We start from the raw sequence: 17,798 nt of genomic DNA, 5'->3' as shown, positions 1-17,798 counted from the left end.
CGTCAGTATTGACATTTCATAATTATTTTTTTATTTGGGAGAAAAAACACACCAGATTTTTTTATGCTACAATTCGAGGAAAAGCTAAATTTGGCAAACTTAAATACCATAGTAAATTTAGCCAGTAAAAAAATATTGAGCCATAAGGAGTGAGCAAGATGAATATCTACAAATACTTCCTAACCATTTTGGCAACAACATTAGTGGTAGGGACTTCAGTACCAGCCTTATCTCATCCCTTTCAACCAAGGCAAATCCTTCGTGTTGGGCAGCTAGTTACCCGTGGTGGGCAGCCAGTTACCCGTGTTGGGCAGCTAGTTACCCGTGTTTGGCAGCCAGTTGCCCAGTGCTTTCAAAAGAATGATGATTTTGTGGAATTCTTAGCCAAAAAAAACACTAAAACTATCCTGAAAAATATAGGAAAACAATCTTTACAAAATACTCTGCCTGCGCCAATTTCTCCACCACAATCTATCAATTCAGCCAATTTATCCAGCAATGGACAAATACAAGATGATGTACGTCAAAACATTGCTCGAAATGGTGCTGCTGTTGGAACTACAATTGTAGCAGGTGGGATAGGTGATAGCTACGTCAGTTCAAACAACAACAACAATTCAAACAACAAAAACAAGCAAAATAAGGAAAGAAGTTTGAAAAGTATCGTCGCAATCCCAATCTCGTTGATTATGTACTTTTTGTAAGCTCTAATGAAGTTGCGATCGATATCTATCATAAAAATGATGCGGGGGAATGGGTGATTTTGAGCTATCGAGCGGGCGATCGAGTCGAGTTAAAAAGTATCAATTTAAGCTTGCCGATCGAGCAATTCTATAGTTTAAAAAACCTGAATTCTTAACAGCAGGATTAACTTTCAAATTGCCAGTTGACAGGTTGCCAATCAAATCCACCCCGATCGCGCGATCGCAAATGTCCAAGTCCGGGATAAGGAAAATGATAAGCAAACATTAAAGTACGATCGCTCGCAATTTTTTCCAGTACAGCTTGGCGGGTAGTTGCAGCCAGATCTCGATCGGCATCAAAAATCGGCTTCCAACTTGGATTCCACAGGTTAATTGTATGAATGTGAACCGTATCGGCAGTATGCACCATTACAGCATTTCCTGAAGCAATTCTAATCGCAACGTGACCGGGTGTATGACCGTAGGCTGGAATTGCTGTAAATCCCGGCAAAAACTCTTGGTTAACATCAAATTGAGTGACGCGATCGCGAATCAAACCTAACTGAGTTTTAGCAATTTTAATCGCCTGCTGCTTCATCTCGGCAGGCCCCCCAAAGTTCGGTAAATCCACCGATGGTTGAGTCCAAAAATTCCACTCTTGTTTGCCGATAAAATAGCGGGCATTGGGAAAATTAAACCCGCTTTTTCCATTCAAGCCACCTACGTGATCTCCATGCGCGTGAGTCAAAATCACCGCCGTAATATCGATCGGTTTAATCTGTACCTGCTGCAAGTTTTCGAGCAGCTTGCCAGCGGTTGCTCCATTTAACAAGCCGCTGCCTGTATCGATTAAGACTTTGTTTTCCCCGGTATCCACTAATAAAACATTACAATCAACTGCGAGAGTTTCCCCTTGAAAACCCTGCTGCAAAACCTCTTTCAATTTTTCGGGTGCGACATCGCCGGCAAATAGTGCTGCCGGAGGGTTCAATATTCCATCACTAATCGAAATCAGGTTGAAGTTTCCCAATTTAAATCGATAGATGCCAGCGTTGCGGGGCATCATGCGTTGAGGAGTTTGTGCCAGTAAACGGCCGGCGGTGGGTAGGGCGAAGGAGGCAGCGATCGCCCCTGTGAGAAAGGTTCGACGAGAAATAGGCATAGTTACTAATAGCTGACTGCGATACTATAGCAGTTGACAGTTGACAGTTATGGTATCCGAATCCAACCGCTTATCAGGCAAGGATTTTCGACTCTATTGATGAGCTATTTGATGTCCTAACCGATGTGGCGGTTGCTATATTTATCGAAAGAGATATGGCTAATATCATGTCCGCTCGAATGACCGCGATTGGATTTGTTTGTAGTGAGGACTTTAGTCTTTATAATCGAAGGACTAAAGTCCGATGCTGCGAACCTTTTTTCTGGTGGTAATTGAGCGGACGTGATATCAAGATTTTTTACGATCGCACCCGCAGCGTCAGGCGCACTGTATCCCCAATAAAGTGAGGAATGCGCCAGCTAAAGAGGCATTTTTTGATAGTTTTCAGCAACTCCACATCCGCCAAAGTCGAAGCACCGGCATCCACGACTATTCGGCTGGCGCGGGGAGCGTGTCACTTTTGCGATGAGTATTTATACTTAAATATTTCTTCGCTTACCAATTAAGCCATTTAAGTAAGCACATCGATGAGCCAATACCTGCCCAATATGTTCTGATTTCCAACTTGCTCCAGATATTTTAATTCGTCTAGCTATTTGCTTAATTCCTGATTCTACTGCGCCAGAGCCAATTGAACATATTTCATCTATGAAGGAAAACTTCGTAATTAATAATTCTTTCTTGGTGCTTTTCCTTCATATTTGCAAAAATTAACTGCTGTTTTTCTCTTTAACTCTGTAAATAGTGCTTTTGCACTTTTTACATTTCCTTTCCATAAATATGTTTCTGCTTGCTTCAATCGCTTAATTGAACCGCCTACTTTCTGAAGATTTTCATTCAAATGATACCAGTCCAGAATTTCCCTTCTGTCCTGTTTACAACTAATTTCCTTGAATATATTCCATACACCATCATGTCCATCACCTAAACAATTTACTGGTTTTGCTAGTGGCTGTTGATTTGCCCAATTAACGATCATCTCATTTTGGTCGAAACTGGCTACTATGCCTGCTTCCGACACAATTGCTTTATAGTCTTTCCACTCGGATTTTTCTCCGAGTGGTGTTATCAATCGTGCTTTTCCACCGTCTGCACTTAACTCGGTAATATCTGCTGTTGCGTAAGGCTGCTCAAATTTTTGATAATGTACTAATATGAGTTGTGTCGAGAGCTGGAACCGTAATCCCTGTTATATATTCAATATCTTTGGCTGCATTTTGATATGCAACATTAGCACTCAGTCTTAAACAACAGTTTTCTAAATGTGGACTCAATCTACTCCCACTCCCACACCCTAGTTTATCTGCTTGCTTTTGGGTGATGCTTAAATCACCTAATGTACTTTTTAATCTCTTTACCCTTCCTGCTTTTGTCCCGCTCGCTGAGTAGATAAAAAAATTCCGATCTGCGGTGTCACATGAGTTAACACCTTATCTTTAACCGTGATCTCGATATCTTCTAATGTTTTCAACGATTTCGGGTCACAATCAGCATACAGGATTGCCGAAATAGCCTCTACATATGTTTGAATCGCCTGTTGTTGTTCGGGAGTCATGATTCATTCGCCACTAATTAAGACATCATTACTATTTTCGCCTATTTTGCTCAACAATAGCTCAAAGCTACTATTCTGCTTTTTCTGAGCATTTATACTTATTGCAAAAGTGACACGCTCCCGCTGGCGCGCACCTTACCGAAGACAATTTCTAACACCAATTCGCCGTTTGTACCGGGCGGCACAGTCAGATTTGCCAAGTGTTCGTTTAAACTATCGATCGCCACTTCATCCAACCCCGCAGCGCTAACGACTTCTACAGGTGATGTGCCGCGCGGGCCTTTTGCGCGCCTTCTGCGCGCCTTTGACGGTGTACTTGGGGCGCTGCCGGGGGCTGGTGCGGACAATGGATATATTATCTCTTCCTCCATGCAGTCAAATGAGAAGCCGTGTGCACCCCCTGCGGGTTCTCCAAAGCAGGCCCGCAACCTCATAAACTCCGCAACAGGTTCGGAGCTTAGGCTATTCCTTGCCAGCAGCGTTTTGCCAAATACACCTCCATATTCCACAGCTTCCGGCATTGCTACCGGTACATTCATCGCGATCGATTCCGTACCCGGTTCGACGCGCACATCATCGCTTACAGCCACAAAAGCCGTGTACTGCGACAGAAGCTGATAGGTTAGGGCCGTTTCTGTCACCGTTTCCACCTCCACCTTGGTTTCGTACTGCACCATCTGATTCATCAAATCTTTGATGCGGTGCCGCCCCCAAAGCTGGGCAACTGCCGGATTTCCAGGATCGGTAAAGTCGAGTCGGTAGGTTTGGACGTACTGGTGTCCGCCTGCGCTAACCCCTTTAATATGAAGCGTTCCAGCTTCGCGATCGCCCTTTTTCCCAAACAGAAGCAGCGGTTGTTCGGCAAATAAATCCGGCGCAACTGACGGATAAATTATCGGACTTTCGCCCTCTCCCTGCCAAGTAATTTCTAGATTTATTAACACCGGATTGTTGATTTGCCGGAAGAACTTTTCCACAAATTCATTAACAGGTTCGTCGTGCCGGATAATCCGCGAGATTCCCCGCCCGATTTCCGCAATGCGATCGAGCAAAAAGCGATTGACGGAACTCCCCGCACCGAAGCTGTACAGCCGATTCCCCGATTTGAGATGTTGCTGCACTTCGGCGAGAACTTCGTTTTCGTTGCCGATGTAACCGTCGCTGAGGAATACCACAGTTCGCAAGCGCCCGGATGGTGCGGGAAAATCGATCGCCGCCCGAATCCCGCCCAACATTTCCGTACTATTGTCAGCGCGCAGTTTGTTGATATATTCGATCGCCTGTTGTCGATTTTCTGCTGTATTCGGTAGCGGTTGTTTTGACAGTTGTCGCACTTTGTCGGAAAAATCCAGAATCGAGAAAGTATCCGCTGGATTCAATCCGTTAATAAATTGCCGCAACAATGCCTGACATTGCTGCAAAGGCGCACCAGACTGCGAACCGGAAGTATCGACTAAAAAAACGACATCTTTCGGCACAATTTCATCGGTTTTGTACTCGATCGCCGGAATCAAGTAAACTGCAAAATGCCCGCCGCGGTCGTCCGAATGATTTAATACCGTCGATTGAGTTTCTCGACCCGCAATTTGATAGCGAACAATCAAATCTTTGTTGGGAATTGTATCTTGATTTCCCAATTTAACGCGCACCATTAGCCCATTTTTCTGCTCGTTTGCTAAAGCAGTTTGGGGGGAGTCGAAATATTCTATTTCCAGTTGGTGGGATGGGGAATTGACGTTACGAATCGGTACGCCAGCTTCAATTTCCAGCGTCACGCCGATATCGTGTCCCGATCGCCTTCCCGGTGGCAAAATCGGGGCATTCAGCCGCGACGCATCGGGAACAATATCGGTAGACGAATTGACTGTCATTGGGGCTGGGGCGCTACCACTAGCAGCCGTTTCATCCAGCGGCGTACCGGGAATATATCGCGGCCCGACAACCATCGGAAAAATGAATTCGTAATCGCCAGCTAAAAATTTTAAACTGTCAGTGTAGCGAATCGTGACATCGATTGATTCACCCGGTTTGATGTTGGCGAGGGACTGGGTGAAAATATTATCTCGCTCCTGTTCCAGCAAACCCGCAGTCCGCCCTTCTTGTTTGGCTTTTTCGTAAATTTGTTGGGCTTCTTCGCGTTTTTTGATGCTGCCTTTAATGGTGCGATCGCCAATTTTAATTTCCATCTCATCTACCGCTGCTTCCGCAGGTAGCGGGAAAATATAGACTGCTTCTAATGGCTTGGTGAAAGGATTTTCAAATTGCTGCGAGACTTCAACTCGCGATAAATTTCCGGCAATTTTTGCTCGGACTTCTGTATGTTTCAGGGGAAAAATAAGTTGTTCTCCCTCTGGGGAACGCACGTATAATCCACTGGTTCGATCGGTTGGAGATTTCAAGGATGGCATAAAAGTAGTCCTCTATAAATGATACATCAAAAGGAACTGCAACACGCATCGTCTCGACTGCCTTCATTCTAGCAATTTCAATCGGAAATTCCGGTAGCATTGGAATTATTAGTAGCCGAAATTAGGAGACGGATCTTGGAGTGTCCCTACAATATTATTTTGGGTAGGGACACTCCAAGATCCGTCTCCTCTATATCATTCCGGTGCAACCGGATTTGATATGATTTAACCGCAGAGTACGCAGAGGAAGGGGAGAGAGAGATGAATGATATCAATTTCGGTTGCACCGGAATGATGTTGACGGTTAACGGTTAACTGTTCACTCCAATTTACTATCCCGATGCTGGCGGATTTGATATGACTGGGTTTGAAGTTAAGTTGACACCAATGGACACGGCAAAGTCGGGTCCCCAAGGGTATCGATTTAGACCGCTACAAAATCGGTAACATTAATCAGCCCTGTTGACACATTGCTGAGAGTTGCTAACAGTTGACCGGAACTGGTAACTCGGAGCAAAGTAGAATTATTTTCTACAGTAATGCTCAGTTGCGAGAAACTTAAACCGCCAGTCAAGCCGATCGCATCGCGACCATCTTGAAAGTCTAAAATAGTCTCGCTGCCGTAGTCGATACCTAAGATAAATCGATCGTCCCCAGTACCTCCAATCAAAGTATCATTCCCCTCATTTCCAAATAACCAATCGTCCCCAGCACTACCCAGTAAACTGTCTTCATCCTTGCCGCCATAAAGAGTATCGTTTCCAGCATCACCGTTGACGGTATCCTGACCTTCATTGCCAAACAACAAATCGTTGCCCAAATCACCACACATCTGGTCTTGACCGCCAGCGGAGCCGATCGCCAGAGGGCTGCCAATATCCCCGTACATAGTATCTTCTCCGTCGCCACCACAGAGAGTATCGCTGCCCTCATTCCCAAACAGCACGTCGTTGCCCAAGTCTCCTAGGGCCAAATCATCACCCTTGCCGCCATAAAGAGTATCGTTTCCATTACCGCCAGAAAGGGAATCTTCGGCTTCTTGCCCGTTCAGGTAATCATCGCCACTGAGGCCAAATAGCAAATCGCGGCCTGTAGAATCGATGTCTGAAGGGTTAAGAGTACCACCGTATAATGTGTCGTTACCCTCATCGCCAATTAAAGTATCGCTCTGTTTGTCTCCAAAAATTATGTCGTCATCTTTGCCACCGTAAGCAACATCTTCATTCTCGCCCGCAAAAATTAAATCATCTTTAGCACCCCCGTTGAGGTAATCATCGCCCTCATTGCCAAACAGCACGTCGCTATCTTTGGCAGAGGGAAGAATGGTTATATTTCCTAGATCGATGCTGAGGTAAGATCCGCCATAAATATTGTCATTGCCAGCGAAGCCAACCTCCAAGTCGTTACCATTTAAGCCGTTGATATTGTCATTGTTAATCGAACCCTCCAGAAAGTCGTCGCTTTCTGTACCGTTGGTGGTGCTATTTGTTTGGTTGGGGCCGCGAATAGCAGTCTGGCTGGGAAAGGTTATCTGCTTGCAAATGCAATCTTCGTCTTGAGTTTCTGGCGTTGGCGTCGGAGTTGGAGTTGTTGTCGGAGTCGGAGTTTCCGTTGGAGTCGGAGTCGGAGTTGTTGTCGGAGTCGGAGTTGTTGTCGGAGTCGGAGTTGTTGTCGGAGTCGGAGTTGTTGTCGGAGTTGGAGTTGTTGTCGGAGTCGGAGTTGTTGTCGGAGTCGGAGTTGTTGTCGGAGTTGGCGTCGGAGTTGGAGTTGGCGTCGGAGTTGGAGTTGGCGTCGGAGTTGGAGTTGGCGTCGGAGTTGGAGTTGGCGTCGGAGTTGGAGTTGGTGTTGGAGTTGGTGTTGGAGTCGGTGTCGGCGTTGGAGTTGGAGTTGGTGTTGGAGTCGGTGTCGGAGTTTCCGTTGGAGTTGGAGTTTCCGTTGGAGTTGGAGTTGGAGTTTCCGTGGGAGTTTCCGTTGGAGTTGGAGTTTCCGTGGGAGTTGGAGTTGTCGGAGTCGGAGTTGGAGTTGTCGGAGTTGGAGTTTCCGTGGGAGTTTCCGTGGGAGTTGGAGTTGTCGGAGTCGGAGTTGTCGGAGTTGGAGTTGTCGGAGTCGGAGTTGTCGGAGTCGGAGTTGTCGGAGTTGGAGTTGTCGGAGTTGGAGTTGTCGGAGTCGGAGTTGTCGGAGTTGGAGTTGTCGGAGTCGGAGTTGTCGGAGTTGGTGACTCCAAGTCGTCATTTGCGATCGTACCTATGCCCGTCGCTTTGGTAATAGTCGCATTGACAGCGGTGCTGAGGTTGACGTTAAATGTTTCGTCAGTTTCAAACTTAGAATCGCCGTTGACAGCAACAGTAATAGTTTTTGTCGTGTCCCCGGCATTGAAGGTGACGCTGCCTGTGGCCGCCGCGTAATCGCTATCAGCAGTGTTAGCAGTACCGTCTGACGTGGCGTAATTGACGGTGACGGGCAAGCTAGAAGCTGCTGAGAGAGTGGCGGTAAAAATGGCGCTAGCAGTACCCGTATTGCCCTCGGTAACAAGTACATCACCGATCGAGATACTAGGAGTATCATCATTGGCGATCGTAGCAGTGGCGGTGCTGGTGGTGACAGTCGAACTTTCCGGCGCTGCGGTCAAATTTGGGTTGCTGAGGGTGACGGTAATTGTCTCGTCAGGTTCAACTGCGGTTTCGCCCAAGACATCCACAGCAATAGTTTTAGTTGTTTCGTTGGCGGCAAAGGCGATCGTCCCTGTGGCGCTAGTAGCCCCCGCAGCATTGATATTATTGTAGTCTGCGCCGTTGCTCGCGGTACCAGCGATCGCATAATTTACTGTACTCGCTACCCCCGTGCCGCCGCTGCGAGTGACGGTGAATGTGACGGGTTTAGTGCCGGAGTTGCCTTCAATTAAGGAACCTGTCGCTGGATTTGTGAGTGCGATCGCATAAGCAATCGAGTCATTGGCTGCAATAGTCACCGTAGCATTGCTGCTGGCCGGTGCGATCGTATAATTCCCATTTCCCAAATTTAATCGCAGCGTTTCTGCAACCTCCGGTATTGCGTCATCAACTGGGGTGAGAATCACATCCACAAAGCTTTGCCCGTTGGCAATAGTGACGGGAAAGGTACTGCCCAGATTGTAGTCAGCAGCAACAGCGGTACTACTGCCATCAATGGCGAGATTCACCGTCAAATTACCGACTGTGCTATCACTGCGGCTAACGCGGAAAGTGCCTGTGTCGATCGGGTTTTCCGAGGCTGAATTATCGAACGCGGTAATGCTCACAATCTGCTGTACTTCAACAGCGCCGATGTCAGCAGCAGTGCCAGAAGGCCGAGTTAAGCCGCGCTGATCCGTAGCAGGTGCGATCGCGTTATTACCCCTGTCAAGAGCAGGGCTTCCAGGGAGTAAGACGTGCGTCTGCGTTGGGCCGCCATTATTCGCCAATGTTCCTAGTCCGGGAGTTAGATTAACAATATCGCTGCCCGTGCCAAGCGTACCCGTGTTGCCCGTCAGGCTGCCGATCAGATTGTTGTTATTCCCGGTAATGTTGCCTGAAACGTCGGGGTTGATAGTTCCTGCTGCGGTCGAAGCATCTAAGTTACCGGCGATGATGGTATTTGTGAGGGTGATCGCCGTAGATTCGCTGAATATGCCACCGCCATTGTCAGTGACGCCGTTGTTGGCGTCTGAGTCGGCCGTGTTATTGGTGATGGTGCTGTTAGCGATCGTTCCCGCAGTACCGCTCCACCAAATAGCACCGCCTTTTTGTACGGCCGTGTTGGCGGAAAGCGTACTGTTAGTGATGTTGAGAGTGCCGGCGCTGTAGATTGCGCCACCTCCTGAAAAAGTACCTGTTGCATCACTTGCTTTGTTGCCGGAGAAAGTGGTGCCGGCGATCGTCAGCGTACCTTCGTTGTAAATGCCACCGCCACCTTGGCCCGTCACCTCGTTGCTGGTGATGCTGGTATTAGTAATGCTGAGTTGGTTCTGGTTTCTGATGCCTGCGCCGCCGAACGCAGTCGCCCTGTTATTGCTGATGATACTGCTGTCAATTGTCCCCGGAGCATTGTTGAATATCGCCCCGCCACCGCCCGCTGTATTTAAAGAATTGAAGGTGCTGCCAGTAACGGTCATTTGAGTCCCGCTATTGTGGATGGCACCGCCTGCGTTGGCTTGGTTGTTTTGAAAAGTAGAGTTGGTGACAGTCAAAGTGCCTTCGTTGAAGATGCCGCCGCCGCTGCCACCCGGGATGTTCCCCCCTAAGATAGTCGCGCCGGAGATACTGAAGGTATTGCCACTAACGACGTGAAATACCCGATCGTTCCAACCTGCCACTGTGTTGATAGTTGTGGTGGCTGCGCCTGCACCCGTAATAGTGAGGTTTTTGGTAATGTCCAGGTCGCCAGTCGCGCCCAAGTCTTCGTTGGCACCAGCAATAGTCAGCGTGTAAGTACCCCCCGGCAGATTTATGGTGTCGCCTGTCGCAGAGTAACGAATCGCTTCCCGCAAAGAGATGCCAGCACCTCCGCCCAAAATGCCGTTATCTTCATCCGTGGTAGTGGTGACGTTGATGGTACCTAAAACACGATCGTAACTTGCGATCGCCTCTTGGGTGAATGCCAAAGCGGTCTCAATCGAACCAATTGTTACTTCTAAATCCCAGTCACCGCCTAATGCAGCACTTCCTGTCAGGTTTTTGGAAGCGGCGATGTCTGCACCTGTGAGTTGATTGAGGCGTTGCAAGAACGATCGCCCCGCTATCGGTAGGGCGATTTCTGCCGCCACGTTGCAACCGTACAGGAGGATATCGGCGTTAGGGGCTAAGGCCTTTTTCCACTGCTGAAGTCGATCGCCGTATTCGTCTAGGTTGTCAGAATTTAGCTGAATTGACCCCAGTTGCAAATTTCCAGGCCCGCCGTGAGAAACTATGTGAACGGCGGAAATATCCGTGTAGCTAGCTAATAACTCTGTAATTTGCTCGACTCCATCCCCTGCCCGATCGAGTATAAATATCTCTTTCCTTGGTTCGGCGCTTGGTGCAAGGCTTTGATAATCTTCAACGGTTGGGTCAATGACAACTATTTGCGTAATTTTTTCCATGATCGATTTTCCTCGTAGATGCAAGGGAAATGGAGCTTAAAAGCGGCGATCGTCTTGCCAAAAAAATTCAAATTAGTATTGACAAATAATCATTTGAATCCACTAGCTAGGTTTGGGAAAGCTTGTAAAAGGCAAGATATAATGCTTAAGTCATAAGCAGCTTAGAACCTTACTAAGACAACACCTAGAGCAAATTTGTTCCCAATCGTAAAAATTAGTCAGTAAATATAGCGATCGACCCGATCGCGCATTCGATCCCCGACTTCTTTAAGAAATCGGGGATCTGGGGGTTCTGTTTTTTCAGGTGGGCTTACTTATTTGGAGATACTAGCGAGAATGCTTTCCATCTCAGACAGCTCGATCGCCCCGGAGAAAGTTTTGCCGTTCATAATAAAAAATGGAGTGCCTTCAATGCCCAGTTGTTGAGCGAGTTGCACGTCTTTGGCAATGGCGGCTTCGGCGGCGGGGCTATTGCGATCGGTGTTGAATTTATCTAATTTTAGATTGAGCTTTTGGGCGATCGATCCGTACAATGGTTCGCCTAACTCTTTCTGCCCTTCAAACAAAGCGCTGTAATATTCCCAGAATTTGCCCTGCTGCCCAGCAGCCCAAGCTGCTTTAGCTGCTGGCAGTGCTTGAGGGTGAATTGAAGTCAAGGGAAAATGCTTGTAAGCTAAAGTAACTTTGTCCTGGTGTTTTGCCATAAACTGCTTGACAGTATCGTGAGCGCGCGCGCAAAACGGACATTGAAAGTCAGAGAATTCTAAAAGTACAATTTGCTGGGAAGGTGAGCCCGTGCTGGGAGAATCCCCGATCGTAGATTTGGGATTAGTTGTCATCTCCTTCAAAAATGACTGCTGCGCTGCTTTGAGAGACTGCTGCTGCTGTTGCTGGTACGCTTGTACCGAATCTAAAATTGCTTGCGGGTTTTCGCGGATAATCTGCAAGACTTGCTCTTTTAACTTGGGATCGACTGGATTACCGCCGGCTGACTGGGCGGGGGAACAACCGATAAATACCAGGCAACCTGCGAGGAGTGCAGCAAAGCAGAAGGCTTGCTGGCTGCGGAGTTTTCGCCAAATAGTGGATAGGTTCATCTTTTATTTCTCATTCACGGCAACACTTAATCCTACATTTAATTTTGCGGAGTGTCAGGTGTACCGCTGTTGACTGCTGTGCAGCTATTTTTATATGTGATTTTATATGTGAGGAATAATTAGTAATATCAATTTCGGTTGCATCGGAATTAATATTACCCGAAATCAGGACACGGCACTGCCGTGTCCCTACAATTAATCGCGGTAGGGAAACGGCACTGCCGTGTCCTCTATATCATTCCGGCGCAGCCGGAATTGATATAATTTTAATCAAAAAGATTTGCAGTCAAGAGTGCAAGTGTTGGCTCGATTATTTGCGGTTGTTGAGCCATTTAGCCGCAACTATACCCAAAATACCCGCCACAATTGGATTTCCCAAAAACTTCATCAAACTCGGCTGTTCTGCCAGCACTTCTTGGAAAATATCCGGGTGATTGTGATAGGTGAACGAGGCAAGCTTGGTAACATCGTCAGCATTCATGCGGCTGGCGTGGTGAGTAGAAAGTCCTAGCTGCTTTTCCAAGGTGCGATCGTTCAATCCTCTCTTGCCCAAATGCTTGAAGAATTCGCGGGCCACGTCGTCGAGTTCGTTTGGCTTAATTTGGGCGATCGCCTTTTGCAATTCCGGTTCCAACTGCGCCGGCGGTAGCGAGTCGTGATTAAGAGAACGCCCGAATAATTGTTTGCGCTGATCTGGCGAAGTTCTCTGAGCAAAATCGTCAAAATTTTCGTACTCTTCACCGGTTGTCTCCGGCATCATTTCTCGATCGCCGCTTGCCAAATCGCTCATGATTTGACTTTTGTAACTATCGCTGCTACTCATGGTAACTCTCTTCCAATCTACACAACAGTTTTGTCTATACTTGAGATTGTTTCGCCTTCAAAAAACTGCGGAATATAAAACCGCCGCGCGGCTATTATTAAAGCTTTCTAACCAGTTCAAGACTTGTATTCAATCTGATTTGATTGCTGGTCGTACTTAGCCGTCAAAATCAGTTTTTTGTCAGGAGCATAAACCAAAACACTTACATCCTGATTTGGGAAATTGTGGTGAAAACCTTGTGCTAAAGATTTGGCCAAATCTTTCACTTCAGTCGGGCGGACTTGCGGGGTAATTACAACTCCCAATTTGTTATTGTCGCGCACGTAAGCATCCTGAACCAGGCCCTTAGCCGTCTTTGTTACCCATTGACCAAAATCTTGACCTGCAACGGTATTGCCGCGTTCTAGCTGCGCGTAATAACCCTGGCTGCCACCAATTGCTACAGGTACATTAGTCGGTTGTTGAGCTGAAACGCTGGGCGCGCAGGCAGTAGTAACAGCCAGCATTAATACCAAAAGTAGGCCAGCAATTATTTTGCGACTCTGCTGCAATAAACTCACCTTTTTTCCTCCGTTCAGAAAACATTTTGAAGAATAATAAAGAGGGTCAGGTTGCTCGACCCTCTCTATTAGTATTAGGATCAGTCTACTTTCTTTTTGATCTCATCTTTTACATCTTCGACCGCGTGACGAGCTTGAGCTTCTGCCTGCTTGGCTTTGCCTTCTGCTTTATCCTTCGGGTCGCCAGTAAGATTGCCTAGGGCTTCTTGAGCAGCGCCTTCGATGTTTTTGCCAACTGCCTTTGCTTTATCTTCAATGCTCATGAGTTTCTCCTAATCTGTATCTAGTTTGACGTTTTCTACTTAAATCATCATAGGTAACTAGGAGCTGGGTTGCACTCTACCTCTAGGAAGAAAAAATGAATATGGAATATGGAATATGGAATGTGGAACAGTTATTGTTCAGTCTTGGACGGACTGCCACTTTCATACTTACCGGGGGTTTTTACCATTTCTGCTGGCTGCAACGAAGTATTTAGGTAAAAAAAACGAAGGTGATGTCACCCTCGCTTCCAGGACTGTTTTTAGGAAACCCACTTTAAGATTCTAAATTTATATTAAATTCGGCCTTGTGCCTTATTGCTTCCTTCTTCTTCCTTCAAAAGACGGATGCGGGCAAGACCGTATCTCACCCACATCATAAAAAAATGGTATTAGTTTTAATCTACCTTTTGATGACATTCTTCATCTATTTTGTGCTGAAGTTCTTTTTTCAACTGTTCGACAGCCCGCATTGTTTGATCGTTTTCTTGTTTCTGCTGACCGAGGGCTTTTTCGGTTTCCTCGCCGAGCAATTTTTCTCTTGATTTTGGTAGAGTTACTTCAATGTCGCTGCCAGTGTGGGTCGCGTTTTCTTCAATATTCATTGGTTTTCACCCTATTGTTGGTAAAATTTATTATTTTAAACAAGGCTAGTTACAACTTAACCTTAGATAAATCGTAACGTAAGTCACTAATACTGCCATCTGCCTGAAGAAAGAGGGGCTGGGAATAGTTTTGAGTTTTAAACCAAGAGAAATTACGGAGACTTCCATCTGCCGAAAGGGAGATAGGAGAAGCGGAAGAGTGCGTGAGTTCGTGAAATTATTGATGACTCGCAAGGCGATCGCGTGAATGAGTAGGGCACAGCGGGGGAGGGGGAGAATTTTTCTGCGGCGCGCGCGATCGTCGCCTGAAGTGCTGAATGTCGTTTGATGAGGCTCTTTCGACATCCGTAAACGATCGAAAGAGAAATGGGAGGCCGGTTAGTGCAGACTTAAGTCTATGCTGAGAGCTTGACGGTTAAAATCAACAGGGTGCAGCAATTCCTAAGTTTTGTGGCATCGGGTTAAATAATCTGCTAAACAAGAGTTAGCATCAAGGCTAACTTCCCGCAGGATCGAACTAAAATTTCTGTTATTAGTAAAAAATATCTAAAACCCTATGGGAGCAACGAGCAGTCATCCCCTCGAAGCAGTCGGCCAGACTCGTGAGCCGATCAAAGTAGGCGTTTTGCATTCGCTGACGGGCACGATGTCCATCAGCGAAATTTCTGTGAAAGACGCGACGCTTTTGGCTGTTGAGGAAATTAATGCGGCGGGAGGGGTACTCGGACGCCCCTTGGAAGCGGTTGTAGAAGATGGAGCCAGCGATTTGCAGACTTTTGCTCAAAAAGCTAAGCAATTGCTTGTAGAAGCGCAGGTGGCGGTGGTATTTGGCTGTTGGACTTCGGCGAGCCGCAAAGCTGTACTGCCGGCTTTTGAACACAGCAGCGGGTTGCTATTTTATCCGGTGCAGTATGAAGGGCTAGAACAGTGTCCGAATATTTTCTACACTGGTGCTGCCCCAAACCAACAGATTGTACCTGGGGTGAATTACTTGCTGGCACAGGGGAAGCGGAAAATTTTCCTGTTGGGTTCGGATTATATCTTTCCCCGCACGGCAAATCTGATTGTGAAAGCTCAACTGGCGGCACTCGGGGGAGAGTTAGCGGGGGAAGTGTATCTGCCGCTGGGATCGAAGGAAGTGGGCGAGGCGATCGCACATATCTCAGCCGTGAAACCGGATGCTATTCTCAACACTCTCAACGGTGACAGCAATGTGGCTTTTTTTCAAAAGCTGGGGGAAGCTGGCTTGAAACCGGAGGATTTTCCGGTGATGTCGGTCAGCGTAGCAGAAGAGGAAGTGCGGGCGATCGGGCCGTCCAATATTGCCGGACATTTGGTGGTTTGGAACTATTTTCAAACGGTAGATACACCGGAAAATCGGAAATTTGTCAAGGCTTATAAAGCCCGATACGGGGAAAATCGAGTCACGGATGACCCGATCGAATCTGCTTATTTCGGCGTTTACCTGTGGAAGCAAGCAGTAGAAAAAGCTGGTTCGACAGATGTGGTTAAAGTCAGGGCGGCTGCTAAAAAGATTGAGTTTGCAGCGCCCTCGGGCAAGGTAAAAATAGACGCTCAAACGCAGCATACCTGGAAAACAGTGCGGATTGGTAAGGTGAGGTTGGACGGTCAAATTGAGGAGATTTGGAATTCGGGCGCATCGGTGCAGCCAGATCCTTTTCTTAAGGGCTATCCTTGGGCGGCGCCACTTGCTCGGAGGCAGATTTCTCTGGGAACTCGGGCTTCTTTGATCGGGCTGTTTGTCATCTTGGTACTGATAACTTGGATGGCTGTGGGAGTCGGGTGGATGGGTTCTGTGGAGATGAAGAACTATTTGCTGGCAATAGAAGCTGCCTCAGATCCGGCGGCGGTTCCCGAGGTATCAGTGGCGGTGCTGGTGCAGCAAACTCTCTTTGTGGCGAGCCGCACTCAGCACTGGCTGCTGGGGGCTTTGGTTTTGAGTTCGATCGCGGGGATAGTGGGTTTTGTGTCGGTGTCGGCAATTATTCGGAATCTAGGCTTGCTGCGGGAAACTGCTGAACTGATGGCGAGCGGTGATTTGACGGCTCGATCGCCTGTGGTTTCTAATGACGCGATCGGGGTGCTATCTTCTACTCTCAATACAATGGCTCAGCAAATTAGCAGTTTGCTCAACGGTTTGGAAGTGCGGCAGCGGCAGCTAGAGGAACGATCGGAGGAATTGGAAGTCGCTAAGAATGCTGCGGAAGCTGCCAACCGGGCCAAAAGCACATTTTTGGCAAATATGACTCACGAGTTGCGGACGCCCTTGAATGCGATTATCGGCTACAGCGAGCTGCTGCAAGAAGAGGCTTTGGAACTCGGCGAAGAAGAGTTTGTGATGGATTTGGCAAGCATTAATATGGCAGGCAAGCAGTTGCTCACCATTATTAGTGACATCCTGGATATTTCTAAAATTGAAGCAGGAAAGATGACTCTTTTCTTGGAGACTTTCGAGGTGTGGGATTTGATCGAGCAGGTTGTCACTACTGTTCAACCCCTGCTGGGGAAAAATGGCAACACTTCGATCGTCAATTGCGATCGCAATATTGGCACGATATACTCCGATTCGTCGAAGCTGCGGCAAGCGCTGTTGAATTTGGCGAGCAATGCTGCTAAGTTTACCGAGCGAGGCAAAATTACGATTAATGTTTGGAAGGAAGAAGGGGAAGTTTTGCCGGTGGACAATTCCGAAGAACTCCCGGCAGTTCATTTTCGGTGTCCAAATCCTTCGATCGTGTTTCAAGTCAGCGATACCGGCATTGGCATGACTGACGATCAGGTGTCGAGGCTGTTCGGAGCTTTCACCCAAGCGGACAATTCGACTACCCGCAGATACGGCGGCACCGGTTTGGGGCTGACAATTAGCCGGAAGTTTTGCCAGATGATGGGCGGGGATATTACGGTTGAGACCGAGTTTGATTGCGGTTCTACTTTTACGATACGGTTGCCGATTGAGGTTAAAAGCCAGAAAGAAGGGCAGCGCGATCGAGAAGTCGAAGAAAATAAGTTAGACACGAGTACAGCGGCGACAGAAGCGAAGCAAAAAGAAGTGCGATCGCAACCGCTGGAGCTGCCGGATGCTGCTACTGTGCTGGTGATTGACGACGATCCAGACGCGCGGGATTTGATGACCCGCTGCTTGTCGAAACAGGGATTTCAGGTGCGATCGTCGGCTAGCGGTCAAGCGGGGCTTCAGTTGGCTAAGGAGTTGCTTCCCGACGCGATTATTCTGGACGTGATGATGCCGAGCATGGATGGCTGGGCGGTGCTATCGGCGTTAAAAGCCGATCTGGATTTGGTTGATATTCCAGTGATTATGATAACTTTTTTGGACGACCAAAATCAGGGTTTGGAATTGGGAGCGGCGGAGTATGTGAGGAAGCCTGTCGATTACAAGCGCTTTGCTGCTTTATTGAGCAAATATCAGGGTATCGGGAAGTAGTTAGTTGGCTGTTGGCTGTTGGCTGTTGGCTGTTGGCTGTTGGCTGTTGGCTGTTGGCTGTTGGCTGTTGGCTGTTGGCTGTTGGCT

11 protein-coding genes and 2 pseudogenes are annotated in these 17,798 nt (G+C 47.6%); 3 read left to right on the top strand and 10 right to left on the bottom strand.

The window, feature by feature from the left end; genetic code table 11:
• Positions 1–158 precede the first annotated feature (158 nt).
• Positions 159–704, top strand: a complete 546-nt coding sequence (locus QUA56_RS25330) for a hypothetical protein (RefSeq protein ID WP_333363372.1) — start codon at positions 159–161, stop codon at positions 702–704.
• Positions 644–859, top strand: a pseudogene (locus QUA56_RS25325) (hypothetical protein); the annotation flags it as partial. The gene QUA56_RS25330 and the pseudogene QUA56_RS25325, both read left to right, overlap by 61 nt.
• Before the next feature lie 8 nt (positions 860–867).
• Here QUA56_RS25325 and QUA56_RS25320 read toward each other — a convergent pair.
• The 10 genes and pseudogenes from QUA56_RS25320 to QUA56_RS25275 all read right to left on the bottom strand — a co-directional run bounded on the left by QUA56_RS25320 (position 868) and on the right by QUA56_RS25275 (position 14,248).
• Entirely contained in the window at positions 868–1,845 is a 978-nt protein-coding gene (locus tag QUA56_RS25320; RefSeq protein WP_333363369.1) for an MBL fold metallo-hydrolase, read from the bottom strand.
• 298 nt (positions 1,846–2,143) lie between these two features.
• On the bottom strand, positions 2,144–2,272 hold the full coding sequence (locus tag QUA56_RS25315) for a hypothetical protein (RefSeq protein WP_333363366.1): 129 nt from the start codon (positions 2,270–2,272) through the stop codon (positions 2,144–2,146).
• 52 nt (positions 2,273–2,324) lie between these two features.
• Positions 2,325–3,400: pseudogene (locus QUA56_RS25310) on the bottom strand (ISKra4 family transposase).
• A 98-nt stretch (positions 3,401–3,498) separates the two neighbouring features.
• On the bottom strand, positions 3,499–5,808 hold the full coding sequence (locus QUA56_RS25305; protein WP_333363363.1) for a VIT domain-containing protein: 2,310 nt from the start codon (positions 5,806–5,808) through the stop codon (positions 3,499–3,501).
• Positions 5,809–6,232: 424 nt separating this feature from the next.
• Positions 6,233–10,903, bottom strand: coding sequence for a DUF4347 domain-containing protein (locus QUA56_RS25300; protein ID WP_333363361.1), 4,671 nt, complete (start codon positions 10,901–10,903; stop codon positions 6,233–6,235).
• 314 nt (positions 10,904–11,217) lie between these two features.
• Entirely contained in the window at positions 11,218–12,000 is a 783-nt protein-coding gene (locus QUA56_RS25295; RefSeq protein ID WP_333363358.1) for a DsbA family protein, read from the bottom strand.
• A gap of 310 nt (positions 12,001–12,310) precedes the next feature.
• Positions 12,311–12,823 (bottom strand): hypothetical protein, encoded by a 513-nt coding sequence (locus tag QUA56_RS25290; RefSeq protein WP_333363355.1) that lies wholly within the window; start codon positions 12,821–12,823, stop codon positions 12,311–12,313.
• Positions 12,824–12,939: 116 nt separating this feature from the next.
• Positions 12,940–13,383, bottom strand: coding sequence for a hypothetical protein (locus tag QUA56_RS25285; protein WP_333363353.1), 444 nt, complete (start codon positions 13,381–13,383; stop codon positions 12,940–12,942).
• A gap of 80 nt (positions 13,384–13,463) precedes the next feature.
• Positions 13,464–13,646 (bottom strand): CsbD family protein, encoded by a 183-nt coding sequence (locus QUA56_RS25280; RefSeq protein ID WP_333363350.1) that lies wholly within the window; start codon positions 13,644–13,646, stop codon positions 13,464–13,466.
• 395 nt (positions 13,647–14,041) lie between these two features.
• Positions 14,042–14,248 carry a hypothetical protein gene (locus QUA56_RS25275; RefSeq protein ID WP_333363349.1) on the bottom strand — a complete coding sequence of 69 codons (207 nt, stop codon included), beginning with the start codon at positions 14,246–14,248 and terminating at the stop codon, positions 14,042–14,044.
• A 556-nt stretch (positions 14,249–14,804) separates the two neighbouring features.
• On the opposite strand from QUA56_RS25275, the gene urtA reads away from it, so the two are divergent.
• Positions 14,805–17,711: an urea ABC transporter substrate-binding protein gene (urtA, locus tag QUA56_RS25270; protein WP_333363345.1), complete on the top strand. Its 2,907-nt coding sequence runs from the start codon at positions 14,805–14,807 to the stop codon at positions 17,709–17,711.
• Positions 17,712–17,798 lie beyond the last annotated feature (87 nt).

The organism is Microcoleus sp. N3A4 (genome assembly GCF_036701805.1).
GTDB lineage: Bacteria > Cyanobacteriota > Cyanobacteriia > Cyanobacteriales > Microcoleaceae > Microcoleus.
The sequence above is the reverse complement of the archived record's forward strand: the minus strand, read 5'-3'. Positions and strand labels throughout refer to the sequence as shown.

Excerpts from the sequence above, each read along its gene's own strand:
- QUA56_RS25320 (WP_333363369.1), bottom strand. The coding sequence starts at position 1,845 with ATGCCTATTTCTCGTCGAACCTTTCTCACAGGGGCGATCGCTGCCTCC.
- QUA56_RS25305 (WP_333363363.1), bottom strand. The coding sequence starts at position 5,808 with ATGCCATCCTTGAAATCTCCAACCGATCGAACCAGTGGATTATACGTG.
- QUA56_RS25275 (WP_333363349.1), bottom strand. The coding sequence starts at position 14,248 with ATGAATATTGAAGAAAACGCGACCCACACTGGCAGCGACATTGAAGTA.
- QUA56_RS25295 (WP_333363358.1), bottom strand. The coding sequence starts at position 12,000 with ATGAACCTATCCACTATTTGGCGAAAACTCCGCAGCCAGCAAGCCTTC.
- QUA56_RS25330 (WP_333363372.1), top strand. The coding sequence starts at position 159 with ATGAATATCTACAAATACTTCCTAACCATTTTGGCAACAACATTAGTG.
- QUA56_RS25300 (WP_333363361.1), bottom strand. The coding sequence starts at position 10,903 with ATGGAAAAAATTACGCAAATAGTTGTCATTGACCCAACCGTTGAAGAT.
- urtA (WP_333363345.1), top strand. The coding sequence starts at position 14,805 with ATGGGAGCAACGAGCAGTCATCCCCTCGAAGCAGTCGGCCAGACTCGT.
- QUA56_RS25290 (WP_333363355.1), bottom strand. The coding sequence starts at position 12,823 with ATGAGTAGCAGCGATAGTTACAAAAGTCAAATCATGAGCGATTTGGCA.
- QUA56_RS25280 (WP_333363350.1), bottom strand. The coding sequence starts at position 13,646 with ATGAGCATTGAAGATAAAGCAAAGGCAGTTGGCAAAAACATCGAAGGC.